General features: G+C 55.5%; 13 protein-coding genes. 11 read left to right on the top strand and 2 right to left on the bottom strand.

What is annotated here, in order from left to right; all coding sequences use genetic code 11:
• Window positions 1–65 precede the first annotated feature (65 nt).
• Complete coding sequence (locus EAH77_RS23945) at window positions 66–743, top strand: SDR family oxidoreductase (RefSeq protein ID WP_140475808.1); 678 nt, start codon at window positions 66–68, stop codon at window positions 741–743.
• A gap of 494 nt (window positions 744–1237) precedes the next feature.
• Complete coding sequence (locus EAH77_RS25205) at window positions 1238–1411, top strand: hypothetical protein (RefSeq protein WP_161985852.1); 174 nt, start codon at window positions 1238–1240, stop codon at window positions 1409–1411.
• 7 nt (window positions 1412–1418) lie between these two features.
• Here the strand turns inward: EAH77_RS25205 and EAH77_RS23940 are convergent, their stop codons facing one another.
• Window positions 1419–2105: a FadR/GntR family transcriptional regulator gene (locus EAH77_RS23940; protein WP_140475806.1), complete on the bottom strand. Its 687-nt coding sequence runs from the start codon at window positions 2103–2105 to the stop codon at window positions 1419–1421.
• A gap of 287 nt (window positions 2106–2392) precedes the next feature.
• Here EAH77_RS23940 and EAH77_RS23935 point away from each other — a divergent pair, with 287 nt between their 5' ends.
• Complete coding sequence (locus EAH77_RS23935) at window positions 2393–3700, top strand: MFS transporter (RefSeq protein ID WP_140475804.1); 1308 nt, start codon at window positions 2393–2395, stop codon at window positions 3698–3700.
• Window positions 3701–3752: 52 nt separating this feature from the next.
• Window positions 3753–4937, top strand: a complete 1185-nt coding sequence (gene uxuA / locus EAH77_RS23930) for a mannonate dehydratase (RefSeq protein ID WP_140475802.1) — start codon at window positions 3753–3755, stop codon at window positions 4935–4937.
• A 34-nt stretch (window positions 4938–4971) separates the two neighbouring features.
• Here the strand turns inward: uxuA and EAH77_RS23925 are convergent, their stop codons facing one another.
• Window positions 4972–6084 (bottom strand): dipeptidase, encoded by a 1113-nt coding sequence (locus EAH77_RS23925; RefSeq protein ID WP_140475800.1) that lies wholly within the window; start codon window positions 6082–6084, stop codon window positions 4972–4974.
• Window positions 6085–6338: 254 nt separating this feature from the next.
• On the opposite strand from EAH77_RS23925, the gene EAH77_RS23920 reads away from it, so the two are divergent.
• The 7 genes from EAH77_RS23920 to EAH77_RS23890 form a co-directional block, all read left to right on the top strand.
• Entirely contained in the window at window positions 6339–7934 is a 1596-nt protein-coding gene (locus EAH77_RS23920; RefSeq protein ID WP_140475798.1) for an ABC transporter substrate-binding protein, read from the top strand.
• Window positions 7931–8944 (top strand): ABC transporter permease, encoded by a 1014-nt coding sequence (locus EAH77_RS23915; RefSeq protein ID WP_140475796.1) that lies wholly within the window; start codon window positions 7931–7933, stop codon window positions 8942–8944. The genes EAH77_RS23920 and EAH77_RS23915 overlap by 4 nt, the downstream gene beginning before the upstream one ends.
• Window positions 8941–9867, top strand: coding sequence for an ABC transporter permease (locus EAH77_RS23910; RefSeq protein WP_140475794.1), 927 nt, complete (start codon window positions 8941–8943; stop codon window positions 9865–9867). The genes EAH77_RS23915 and EAH77_RS23910 overlap by 4 nt, the downstream gene beginning before the upstream one ends.
• The gene (locus EAH77_RS23905) at window positions 9867–10697 is read left to right on the top strand and encodes an ABC transporter ATP-binding protein (RefSeq protein WP_140475792.1); all 831 of its coding nucleotides are present in this window, start codon (window positions 9867–9869) and stop codon (window positions 10695–10697) included. The genes EAH77_RS23910 and EAH77_RS23905 overlap by 1 nt, the downstream gene beginning before the upstream one ends.
• A complete protein-coding gene (locus EAH77_RS23900) occupies window positions 10694–11464 on the top strand; it encodes an ABC transporter ATP-binding protein (protein WP_140475790.1) in 771 nt (256 codons plus the stop codon). Before EAH77_RS23905 ends, EAH77_RS23900 begins: the two co-directional genes overlap by 4 nt.
• A 77-nt stretch (window positions 11465–11541) precedes the next feature.
• Window positions 11542–13110 carry a serine hydrolase domain-containing protein gene (locus EAH77_RS23895; protein ID WP_140475788.1) on the top strand — a complete coding sequence of 523 codons (1569 nt, stop codon included), beginning with the start codon at window positions 11542–11544 and terminating at the stop codon, window positions 13108–13110.
• Window positions 13111–13233: 123 nt separating this feature from the next.
• On the top strand, window positions 13234–13449 hold a 216-nt coding region (locus EAH77_RS23890), incomplete at its 3' end, for a transposase domain-containing protein (protein WP_194150531.1).

Genomic DNA, 13449 nt, shown 5'->3' with positions numbered 1-13449 from the left:
CACTTTGCACAAGTCCAACTTTTCTGCATTTTTTGATGACTCCCTTAACGAGAAAAAGGATAAACATGACTGACTCCTTCAAGGCTCTGATTATCGGCGCTTCACGCGGCATTGGTTTAGGTGTGGTTAACCAACTCGCAGAACGCAGTTGGCAGGTGACGGCCACCACACGCGGTGCGACACCTGAGAGCGCCCCCGCTTCAGTGGAGTGGCTGAAACTCGACATCAACAAACCGGCTGAAAGGCACGCGGTAAAAGAAGCACTTGCAGAAGTCCGGTTTGATCTGATTTTCATCAATGCAGGCGTATTCGGCCCGGATCATCAGGACGTAATGCAAGCCAGCGACGACGAAATCATTCAGCTGTTTATGAGCAATACCTTTTCGCCAGTCCGCTGCGCGGCAGAGTTACTGCCCTTGCTCAAACCAAAGAGCGGCATCATGGCGCTGATGACCTCCGAACTGGCCAGTCTGAATGAAAACGACGTGGCGACGTATCCGCTCTACTCCGCCAGTAAAGCGGCGTTAAACATGCTGACACGCGGGCTTAAAGAGACAACTGACAAGCACGGACAGACGCTTTTATCCGTTCATCCAGGCTGGGTGCAAACCGATATGGGCGGCGAGAATGCCACGCTGACCATCGCCGAAAGCACCCAGGGTATTGTTGATCAGTTCGAAGCCTGGCGCGGCAAAGGTGGGCATCACTTTGTGGAGTACTCGGGGCGAGAATTACGCTGGTAATTTTGGGCTGCCGCCCAAACCCGCTTTTGAAGTTTTAAATCTTTAAATCTTTAAATTCAACGTCAAGACCGTGGGCTCGCCGCCCACACGGGCCCAAAGGAGGTTTAAACGAACCTCCTTTGGAATCCTGCGTTTTTTAACTGCGCGCTATCGCTGAATCGGGATGGCCGTGTTTCAGGTACCACCGTGATAGCCGCAAAATGTCGCCGCTTAGGCGGTACCTTCGCTGCGGGTTCGAGCCTCAGGTCTCGAACCACTTGCTCAGCGCCATTTTTGAAGGCGGCCGGAGTTTCTTTAAATTCAAAACCAACGCAGTGTTTGCCTTTAAAAATGTCGAGGCCGCGTTCAAAACGACGTCGAGTGAGCGGTGAGAAACGGCGAGAGTGTTTTTTCGAGCTGGTCCGAACCCGAAATGAGAGAACCGCGCAGCGGCGGAGTTTGCGGCTATAACTGCGGCACCTGAAACACGGCCATTGTGACCAGCGAAGCTGTCGGTGCCTCATGAAAAAGCGCGGAGTCCAGAGGCCCGCGCGTCTGCGGGTCTCTGGTCGGTGTGGGCCGACGCCCACGACTTTGAATTTGAATTTGAATTTGAATTTGAATTTGAATTTGAATTTGAATTTGAATTTGAATTTGAATTTGAAAAAATTTTACTAAAGCTTTTTTAAAAGCCGATTACTCACTAAATAACCGATCATACACATGCTGAAGGTGCCCCTGCATCGCCGCCTTCGCCCCCTGCGCATCCCTCGCGAGGATGGCGTCGGTAATGGCCTGGTGATCGGTGTTCATTTCGCGGGCGAAGTCGGTGTCGGTGTAGTGGGTTTCCAGACGCACGAAGCGGCGGGAGTTACGCTTGTCCCACAGGTACTCCATCATGTCGCGCAGCACTTCGTTGCCGGTCATTTCGCTGATCATCAGGTGAAAACGGCGGTCCTCTTCCAAAAATGCATCATTATTAATGTTCAGTTGGGTCAGTTCGTGGTTAATTTCTGCCAACTTTTCGCGCTGATCGTCGGTGCCGTTTAACGCCGCCAATTCTGCTGTGGTGCACTCGTAAATCTGCCGCGCCTTGATGAGCGACTGCAGGCTGAACTCTTCCTCGCTCTGGGTCACCGGTTGCAGCGGCAGCGGGTTGCTGACATACACGCCGTTGCCGGTGCGGATCTCAATCCAGCCGGTGATCTCCAGCGCAATCAGCGCTTCGCGAATTGACGAGCGGCTGACGCCCAGCTGTTTGGATAAATCGCGCTCGGAGGGGATCATCTCGCCCGGCGCAAACTGAGCACTCTTAATGCAGTTAATCAGAACGTTTGAAATCTGGCGGTACAGCCTTTCTACTTTTAGGGTGGGTAATGCCATTCTTATTCTCCGGCTGAAGCCTGTTCTCTGGTCGGCAGGTAGCATACAAAAATTTCTGCCGATCCGAAAATTGCAAAGCAGATCACATTAATGATCCTTTTCATGCTGAATGATGTAGCGGTCAGGTGGCCTGACCACCCTACCACCTGACCATGCAACGTTTGTAGATTGAACTTCCAACCTGCACGGCGTCAAGAAAACTAAAACAAGTGATGTCACAGATTGCGCATTTATCACCAGGAACGCGCAGAACTTATGATGATATCCGCCCTATGAAAGGACCTGCTATGTCTTCTTCCTCTGTTGAACAGGCTCTGCCGCAGAACATCGCCAGATCGCAAAAAATTAAACGTATTCAGACCATTTCCCTCACTCTGCTGTTTCTGGCCGGGATCATTAACTTCCTCGACCGCGGCTCGTTGTCGATTGCCAATCAGGCCATCCGCGCGGATCTCGGCCTGTCGGCCACCGAGTTTGGCTTCCTGCTCTCGGCCTTCTCGCTCTCTTACGGGATTTCACAGTTGCCGAGCGGCATATTACTCGACCGCTTCGGCCCGCGTGTGGTTCTCGGCGGTGGTCTGTTGTTCTGGTCGGCCATGCAGGCGCTGGCAGGTAGCGTAAACAGCTTCAGCCATTTTATTATGCTGCGAATTGGTCTTGGCATCGGCGAAGCGCCGTTTATGCCAAGCGGCGTCAAAGTGGTCAACGACTGGTTTAACGTCAAAAAACGCGGCCTGCCGATGGGGATATTTAATTCATCTACCACCATAGGACAGGCCTTTGCCCCGCCGATTCTGGTCGCACTGATGTTGGCCTTCGGCTGGCGCATGATGTTTGTGATCATCGGCGTGGCCGGTATCGCGGTTGCTCTCTGCTGGTACGCCTGGTATCGCAACCGCGACCAGATGAACCTGAGCACAGAAGATCAGGCCTATCTTGATGAAGGCAGAGGATCCGCAGCGAAAACGCGTCTGAGTTTCGCCGAATGGGGTTCGCTGTTCAAACGCCGCACCGTCTGGGGCATGATTTTAGGTTTCAGCGGCGTGAACTACACCGGTTGGCTCTATCTGGCGTGGTTACCGGGTTATTTGCAGGCTGAACGGGGTCTGAGTCTGGCGAACACCGGTTGGGTAGCGGCGATTCCTTTCCTGTTTGGCTCGCTCGGTATGCTGGTCAATGGCGTCGTTGCCGACAAACTGGCTAACAAAGGGTACTCACTGCTGAAAAGCCGCAAGGCGCTGATCTGCTTCGGGCTGGTCTGTTCTGCGGTTTGTACTCTGTTGGTGATTCAGTCGAGCAGCACGGCAATGGCCGTAGCATTCATCAGCATGGCGCTGTTCTTTATTCACTTTGCCGGTACCTCCGCATGGGGTTTGGTGCAGGTGATCACCCCGTCACGCATGGTGGCATCGGTCAGCAGCATTCAGAACTTCGGCAGTTTCATTTTTGCCTCGTTCGCACCGGTTATTACTGGCTGGGTACTTGACACTACGGGGTCATTTAACTGGGCGCTGGTGGTCTGTTCTTGCGTGACCTTCGCAGGCGCACTTTCTTATTTTTTCATCGTCAAAGATCCGATCGAGTCGGCTGAATAATTTTTCTATTTGTTGAAAATAAGCACACACATTTGAACATAAGGAGTTTCACATGGAACAAACATGGCGCTGGTATGGCCCGAAAGACCCCGTTTCACTGGATGATGTCAGACAGGCGGGTGCTACCGGCGTTGTCACCGCATTGCATAATATTGCCAATGGTGAAGTGTGGCCGGTAGAAGAGATTAAAAAACGCCAGGCCGAACTGGCTGCAAAAAATCTGGTGTGGTCGGTGGTTGAGAGCATCCCGGTGCATGAAGAGATCAAAACCCGCAGCGGTGACGTCGAAAAACATATCGCTAATTATCAACAGTCCATCCGTAATCTGGCGGCCTGTGGCATTGATACGGTCTGCTACAACTTCATGCCAGTACTGGACTGGACCCGCACCGACCTTGGCTATCTGCTGCCGGACGGTTCGCGCGCCCTGCGTTTTGACCACATCGCCTTTGCCGCTTTCGAATTGCACCTGCTGCAACGCGAAGGGGCAAAAGAGTATTACTCTGCCGACGAGCAGGCGCAGGCCGCGGCCTACTTCAAAGCGATGAGCGACGCGGAAAAAGAGACGCTGGTCGCTAATATCATCGCCGGTTTGCCGGGTGCTGAAGAGGGCTACACGCTGGAGCAGTTCCGCGCCCGTCTGGCCACCTACGACGGTATCGACAAAGCCAAACTGCGCGAAAACATGGCGCACTTCCTGCGCAGCATCGTGCCAGTGGCCGAGCAGCACGGGCTGAAGTTGGCGGTACATCCAGATGACCCGCCGCGTCCGATTCTCGGCCTGCCGCGCATTGTGTCAACCATCGAAGACATGCAGTGGCTGAAAGAGACCGTCGACAGCATTCATAATGGATTCTGTTTCTGCACCGGTTCGTATGGCGTGCGCGAAGATAACGACCTGGTGAAGATGATGACCACCTTTGCTGACCGTGTGCACTTTATCCATCTGCGCGCCACTCAGCGCGAAGCCACGCCGGGCAGCTTCCATGAAGCCGACCATCTGGACGGTGATGTGGATATGGTGGCGGTGATCAAAGCCATTCTGACTGAAGAGCAGAAACGTCAGCGGGCGGGCAATCTGCGCCCTATTCCGATGCGCCCGGACCACGGCCATCAGATGCTCGATGATCTGCACAAAAAAACCAACCCCGGCTATTCGGCGATTGGTCGTCTCAGAGGCCTGGCTGAACTGCGCGGCGTTGAACGTGCGTTGAAGCAGACGCTGTTTGCTGAGTAATAGCGACATCCTCCCCTGCAAAGGGGAGGAAAACTCATTCCCCCCAGGTTCTTTCCAGCACGTTGATCCAGTTCTTATGCGCAATCTTGCTGATCAGCGCTTCCCCATAACCGGCCTCACGCATGGCGTTAATCAGCACCGGTAAACCGCTCACATCCTGCATAAAAGGTGCCATTGAGGTGCCGTCAAAATCTGAACCAAAGCCCACGTGATCTTCACCCAGTTTTTCCAGCAGATAGTCCAGATGACGCAGATAGTCATCGGTGCCGGTATCCGCATCACGCGTACCGTCTGCACGCAGGAATGGCGTGGCAAAGTTCAGGCCCACAAAACCCTGTGTCTCTTTGATGGCTTCCAGCTGCCGGTCAGTCAGGTTGCGCGACTGCGCGCAGAGCGAAAATGCGTTGGAGTGGCTGGCCACCAGCGGCGCGTCTGAAATCTCCGCCACCTGCCAGAAGCCTTTTTCGTTGAGGTGCGACAAGTCCACCATGATGCGTTTGCGGTTACAGGTCTCAACCAGCTTCACGCCAAGGTCGGTCAGACCTGGTCCGGTATCTGGCGTGGTGTTGAATTTAAACGGCACGCCGTGACCGAAGATGTTCGGGCGGCTCCACACCGGCCCAAGCGTGCGCAGCCCCATCTGGTACAACACGTCGAGGGTGTAGAGCTCCGGGTCAATGCCCTCCGCCCCTTCAATATGCATAACTACAGCTAATGCCTGATTTTGCATCGCCCCGCGAATCTCTTTTGCGCTGCGGCAAATTTTCACCGCGCCCTGCGACTGCGCTTCAATACGCAGCAAAAAAGCCATCATGCCAATTGTGACGTCACGCGCAAATTCGAAAGAAGGGGTCGGCGAAAAATCCGCATGTTTTTGAGTACCTTCCAGTAAAAAACGTGGGTCGATAGTCAGATCCGGCACGCTACTTGCAGAGTCAAAGCGTGGAGACGGCACCCAGGCAGCAAAAAGCCCGCCGGCAAAGCCTGCTTCACGACAGCGCGGCAAATCCATCTGCCCGCTGGCAGGACCATTAAGGAAAGTCCGTGCCGGATCTTCGCGATGTGCATTCCAAAGTTGCAATAAAACATCGTTATGTCCGTCAAATACCGGCATTAAGGCTTCAGTTCCGTGCGCTACGTTATTCATAAAAAAGGTCTACCCTTGGTTAAGCATGACAAAAACCGCTGACATTTTGCTCGTCCACGGTGCATTTAACGCCCGTTACTGCACTACCGATGACCAGGTGTTCGCATTTTCAGATTAGTTTTTCTGAGATGTAAGAACAGCGTGTTAAACGCGTGGCTGATTTTCAATTAAAACCACCAGCATGCTTTCAAGTCAAGGGTTCACCAGAGTCATTTTCTATTTTTGATTTAACTATCAACATCATGGGAGTTATTATGGTTACCAGGCGTCAATTTGTTACCGGTTTTGCTGCTGTTCCTGTTTTGTCCTATTTGAGCTTTGAACCCGTCTTTGCGGCCACCCCAACCTCTATTCTGGTGATGGCGATCAAACTCGACATTATTACCAGCCTTGACCCGCACGAAGGCTTTGAATCGGTCGGCAGTGAAATCACCGGCAATATGTACCAGCAACTGGTGAAACCAAAACTGGCTTCCCCCGATGAAATTGAAGGTGACCTGGCCCTGTCCTGGATCGCCTCTCCTGACATGAAAACCTTCACCTTTAAACTGGACCCGAAAGCCAAATGGGCTGACGGCCAGCCTGTCACCGCCGAAGATGCCGCGTTCTCTTTGCAGCGCTCGGTGAAACTGGACAAAAGCCCGGCCTATATCATCAACCAGTTCGGCTACACCAAAGACAACGTGGCGAGCTTTATCAGCGCGCCGGACGCCGAAACGCTGGTGATCAAAACCGCCGAACCGGCCTCTGAATCCTTCCTGCTGTACTGCCTGAGTGCCAACGTCGGCAGCATCGTGCAGAAATCGGCCTGTATGGCGAATCAGGTCGGTGATGATTTGGGTAACGCCTGGCTGAAGAAAAACAGCGCCGGTTCCGGTGCGTTCAAACTGCGTGACTGGAAAGTCAGTGAGTCGGTCATTCTGGAAACCAATAAAAACAACCCACACGCCGGTAAGATTCAGCGCATTATCCTGCGCCACATCGTCGATCCTTCTGCGCAACTGCTGATGCTGAAAAAAGGCGATATCGATATTGCCCGTGACCTGAACACCGAGCAGTTGCGTCCGCTGGTTGACGATAAAAACTTCACGCTGGTGCGCAAAGGTATCGCCGCTACCATGATGCTTTCCGCCAACACCGCGCACCCAAACCTGTCTAAACCGCAGGTGTGGCAAGCCATCAAATGGGCCATCGATTACGACAATATCCAGCAGCATATTGTGCCGCTGACCCACAAAGTGCATCAGAGTTTCCTGCCCGAAGGCTTCCCGGCGGCGGTCAACACCATCATGTACAAGCGGGATGTGGCAAAGGCCAAAGCGCTGATGGCCGAAGCCGGTTTCCCGAACGGTTTTGAAATCACCCTCGATCACTACTCCTCTTCGCCGCAGGCTGACATCGTGCAGGCATTGCAGGCCAACCTGGCGGAAATCGGTATCAGGGTGACCCTACTGGCCGCCGAAAGCCGCCAGGTTTTGACCAAAATGCGCGCCCGTCAGCAGCAACTGGCCTTCACCCAATGGGGCGCGGACTATTTTGACCCGAACTCCAACGCCGAAGCGTTCTGTAGCAACCCGGATAACACCGACAAAACCAAAAGCCGTACCCTGGCATGGCGTTGCAGCTGGCAGGATCAGTCGATTGCCGATCTCAGCCAGAAAGCGCTGCACGAACCGGACCCGGCCACCCGCATCAAGCTGTACGAAGAGTTGCAGACCAAACATATGGAGAACAGCCCGTTTGCCATCATGATGCAACCGACGCTGACCGCAGCCTGCCGTCATGAGATTTCCGGTATGGTATTAACCGTGATGAGCACCAGCCCTTATGAGAAGGTTGTGAAAGCGTGAGCAAGAGACTCAAGGGTTTTCTGAGTACCTGCATCAGCGTTTGTCTTACCTTGTTCGGGCTGTCGGTGGTGACCTTTTTTATTGGCAGGGTCATGCCGACCGATCCGGTCCTGGCTGCGGTGGGCGACAACGCACCGCAGGCGGTAGTCGAACGCGTTCGCCATGAAATGGGGCTGGATCAGCCCCTCTGGATGCAGTTCCTCCACTATCTCAATCAGGTGTTTCACGGTGATTTAGGCCGTTCAGCCGTGACCACTAACCCCGTCATTACGGACATTGCGCGCTTCTTTCCCGCCACGCTGGAACTGGCTACCGCCGCGATCATTATCGCGGCGTTGATCGGCATTCCTCTTGGCGTCTGGGCGGCAACGCGTCAGGGCAGCTGGATCGATCAGACCATCCGCGTGGTGTGTCTGGCCGGTCATTCGCTGCCGGTGTTTGTGCTGGCCTTACTCAGTCTGCTGATTTTCTACTCGGTGCTCGGTATCGCACCGGGACCGGGCCGTCAGGACATCATCTATCAGGACATGATCCCGCAGGTCACCGGGCTGCTGACGGTGGACACCCTGCTGGCCGGTGATATGGGGGCATTTCGTGACGCACTGGCCCACATGGTGCAGCCGGTGCTGATCCTCGCTTATTTCAGCATGGCGTATATCACCCGTATGACCCGCACCTTTATGCTCAACGCGCTCGGCGGTGAATTTGTGATCACCGCCCGCGCCAAAGGCCTGTCGGCGCAGACGGTGATCTGGAAGCACGCCTTCCCGACCGTCGGTGTGCAACTGATCACCGTGCTGGCGCTGACCTATGCGGGTCTGCTGGAAGGTGCGGTGGTGACGGAAAATGTCTTCTCCTGGCCGGGCCTCGGGCAGTACCTCACCGTGTCACTGATGAACGCCGATATGAACCCGGTGATTGGCTCCACGCTGCTGATTGGCGCGATTTACGTCATGCTCAATCTGTTCGCCGACCTCCTCTACCGACTTCTGGACCCACGCGTAAAATGACCACTATCCCTGCTTTACCGCACCCCCGCGCAGGTACTCGCGCCTGGTTGCTGGCCGATACGCCGCTGACACGAACGCAGGCCGTCTGGGGACGCCGTTACCGCCTGTGGCTGGGCCTGCGCGCCAATCCGCTGGCAGTGATTGGCCTGTTTACCGTGCTGCTGGTGTTAATCATTTCCCTCTGTGCGCCGCTGCTGACCCCTTACGAGCCTGGCACTCAGGATCTGGCTAACCGTCTGGCAAAACCTTCCTCGCTGCACTGGCTGGGAACCGATGAGCTGGGCCGGGATACCTTCAGCCGAATACTTTACGGCGGGCGGATCACGCTCGGCATGGTGATCACCGTGGTGGCGATTGTCGCACCGCTCGGCTTGCTGATTGGTTGCGTGGCCGGGTATACCGGTGGCCTGCTGGACCGCATCCTGATGCGCATCACCGATATTTTCCTCGCGTTCCCACGTCTGATTCTGGCTCTGGCGTTTGTCGCCGCGCTGAAACCGGGCATTGAGAGCGCCATCCTGGCCATCGCCCTCACCGCCTGGCCGCCTTATGCGCGTCTGGCCCGCGCCGAAACCATGCAGGTGCGCGGCACGGATTACATCGCGGCCTGCCGTCTGACGGGTGCCACCTCAGCCCGTATCATCTGGCGGCACATCATGCCGCTGTGCGTACCGAGTCTGGTGGTACGTATCACGCTCGACATGAGTTCGATCATTATTACCGCTGCCAGTCTGGGCTTTCTGGGCATGGGCGCGCAGCCGCCTTCGCCGGAATGGGGGGCGATGATCGCCACCGCCCGCCGTTTCCTGTTCGAAGAGTGGTGGGTGCCGCTGATCCCGGCCCTGGCGATATTCATGACGTCTCTGGCGTTTAACTTTATCGGCGACGGCCTGCGTGACGTCCTCGATCCTAAGGAGCGCTGATGCTGGTCGATATCAAAAATTTGCACATTACCTTTGAGAGCCGCAGCGGCAATTTCGACGCCGTGCGCGGTGTGTCACTTTCCCTCGGTAAAGAGAAGTTCGGCATCGTAGGCGAAAGTGGCTCGGGGAAATCCCTGACCGCACGTTGTCTGATGAATCTGCTGCCCGCCAGCGCCAAATGCCGCGCCGACACCCTCTCATTCGACGGTATCGATCTGCGTAATACCAGCGAAAAGCAGATGCGGCAGATCCGTGGCAAACGGGTGGGTTTCATTTTGCAGGACCCGAAATATTCGCTCAATCCGGTGATGCCGATAGGTAAACAGATAGCCGAAGCCTGGCATACCCACAAAGGCGGCAGTAAAAAACAGGCGATGGCAGCTGCCATCGATTTGCTGGATCAGGTACGCATCCGCGAGCCGCATAAAGTGGCCCAGCGCTATGCCCATGAAGTGTCCGGCGGCATGGGCCAGCGGGTGATGATCGCCATGATGCTGGCACCGGACCCGGAGCTGATGATCGCCGATGAACCCACCAGCGCGCTGGACGCCACGGTGCAGGCGGAAATTCTGCGCCTGCTTGACGATCTGGTTTCCAGCCGGGGCATGGGGCTGATTTTGATCAGTCACGACTTGCCGCTGGTGTCAAAATTCTGTGACCGTGTGGCGGTCATGTACGCCGGTCGCATTGTCGAAACCCTACAGGCCGGTGACCTGCTCAATGCGCAGCATCCTTATACCCGTGGCCTGCTGGAGTGCCTGCCGTCGCTGAAACACCCGCGTGCGCGGCTGCCGGTGCTGGTACGTGACGAGGCGTGGAAAACATCATGAGTGACAGCATCGAGAAATCTAACGCCAAGATAATCTTAGATAATTTACGCATTTCCTTTGGCGATACCGAGGTGGTAAAAGGGGTCAGTTTCGCGGTCGCGCCCGGCGAGTGTTTTGGCATCGTCGGCGAAAGCGGTTCGGGGAAATCGACTATTCTGCGCGCTTTGGTGGGGCTGAATCAGGCGTGGTCCGGCGGCATGACGATTGGCGGAGAGGCACAACAGCCGGTGCGGCAAAAACGCTTTTACCGCCGCGTACAGATGGTGTTTCAGGACCCGTATGGTTCGTTGCATCCGCGACAAACCATTGACCGTATCCTGAGCGAACCGCTGATCGTGCACGGTTTTCTTAACATCGAGAAACGCATTACCGATGCGTTGAGTGAGGTTGGATTACCGCAATCGGTGCGTTTTCGCTTTCCGCATCAGCTTTCTGGTGGGCAACGACAGCGTGTAGCCATTGCCCGGGCGCTGATTTCCGAACCGGAAATCCTGCTGCTGGATGAGCCGACCTCAGCACTGGATGTTTCAGTACAAGCGGAGATCCTCAACCTGCTGACTGACCTGCGAGAACGCCGCAAGCTGACTTATATTCTGGTTAGCCACAATTTAGCGGTCGTTACGCACCTTTGCACCAGAATCGGAGTGATGATCGGTGGTGAAATGGTCGAGCTTCTGAGCGCAGACGATTTACGGGCAGGACGCGTCACCCACCCGCACACGGCAGAGTTGCGATCGTTAAGTCTCAGTCTTGAGGAACCGGGTTAAGCCACCGTGAGCACGGTTTCAACGGGCAGCTGCAGCTGCCTTTCAATCACAGATTAACGTTACCAAGGGGAAAAGGAATGACATCCACCCTATCAGCATCACAGAAGTCGTTGCAGTGGCAGGCGGCACTGACTGCTGCCAAACACATTACCGACCAATGGAACCAGCCCGGGGAACCCGGTGGCGCTATCGCCGTGTTTGACAGCCTCGCCCTTCGCGGCCATGCCGAAGGCGGCCTGGCAAATCTCACTACCGGTGAACGTTTCACTATTGATAACGTAGTGCGCTACGCCTCGGTGACCAAGCATATTTTCGCGGCGCTGGCGCTATATTGCAGTGATGCGGGATTATCCCTCAATGATACTCTCGGCCAGTATCTGCCCCAGCTGAAAGCCCCGATGTCAGAAGTCACCCTCGGTCAGGCGCTGGATATGACCGGTGGCTTGCCCGACGTGCGCGAAACCCTCTCGCTGCTTGGCGTGTCGGTCTATACCGCCAGTGAACCGGCCGCTATTCTTGAATTTCTCTCCCAGGAAGGCTCGCTGAACTTCCCGGCGGGCACTGAAATATCCTACTCCAATACCGGCTACCGTCTGGTTGAAGCGATTCTAAACAGCAAAGGAATTTTGTTTGAAGACCTGCTGCAACAGCACATTGCCCGACCGCTGGACATCGCACTGCACGCCCCGGAAACCTGGTTTGATGTGGTTCCTGGCCTGATCCCCGGCTACTGGAAAGACACTTCCGGCTGGAAAACGGCCAGCGCCGGGTTGCATCTGTCGGCCTCAGGCAGCCTGACCGGCAGCCTGCGCTCGCTCACGCTATGGCTGCAAAGCCTGTTAGCGAACAGCGGTCCAGGTGCCGGTGTGCTGGAAAGACTCTCCGCACCGCGTCACCTGCACGGGGGAATTCCTTCTGCTTATGGGCTGGGCATTACCTCCACGACGATCGGCGGCTATCAGGTCTACGGCCACGGCGGTTCGCACGCCGGTTATAAAACCTACTTCCTGCTGCATCCTGAGCTGGATGCCGGTGTGGCGCTGGTCTCCAACCGCGAAGATACCACTGCCTCCAGCGCGGCACTTGAAGTAATGGCGACCCTGCTCGGAAGCCCACTCCCCGCGCGCAGCACGGCCATTCCTGATGGACTCTATGCCAGCGTCGCCGAGCCTTACTGGCTGAAAGTCAGTCAGGGCGTCGCCAGCTATTTGGGGTCCGGTGACAATTTGTATCAGGGCACGGATAAACACGAGGCCATTTCGCTGTCCGCCCATATGCCCATGCGTCTGCGCTGGGACGGGCACACCATACAAGGGGAAATAGGGCACGCACCACGCCACTTTGTGCCGGTCGAAACCAATAACTGTCTGGAAATGGTGCAGGGCCGCTGGTTGCACCCTGAATCAAAAGCCGCGTTCGATATCGAAGGGGATCAGTTCGTGATGGGCGTCGGTCCTCAGCGCAGCCATGGCACGCTGACGTCGCTCGGTCAGGGACGTTTGCTGGTAGAAATGCCTGACGGTCCGTGGCAAAAATCGTTCTGCCTCTATTTCCAGGGCTATAGCGTGAAGTTGATCTCCAACCGCAGCCGGGTGCTGAGTTTCCGTCGTGATGAATGCCGTATCAACTGGAAACCCACGGCATAGGTCTCTGCGGCGAATAGATGCAAAAAAGCCTTCCGATGGAATAATGCCGATCGTTTAAGAGTACTTGAACGATCCTGCCAGTAAGAGACAATCCGGGAACAGCCTTCTGTTCCCGGATTTTTTATGTCTGAAGATGACATGGATTTTGTTGTTGATGCTTTCTCCTCTGAGATCGATGCCTTTTCACGTTCACTTGACCCTCTCTGGATCCACCAGGCCCTGACTGCCTGCCAGAAGGCCAGTATTCGCAGGCGTCGTCTGCCTGCTGAGCAGGCTGTATGGCTCATCCTGATGATGGGGTTGTTGCGTGATTTATCCATCAAAGATGTCTGCCATCAT

Origin of the sequence: Ewingella americana, from assembly GCF_006438725.1 — a bacterium.
GTDB classification, from domain to species: domain Bacteria; phylum Pseudomonadota; class Gammaproteobacteria; order Enterobacterales; family Enterobacteriaceae; genus Ewingella; species Ewingella americana_A.
Note: the sequence above shows the minus strand (reverse complement) of the source record. Positions and strands in the feature narration are given on the sequence as shown.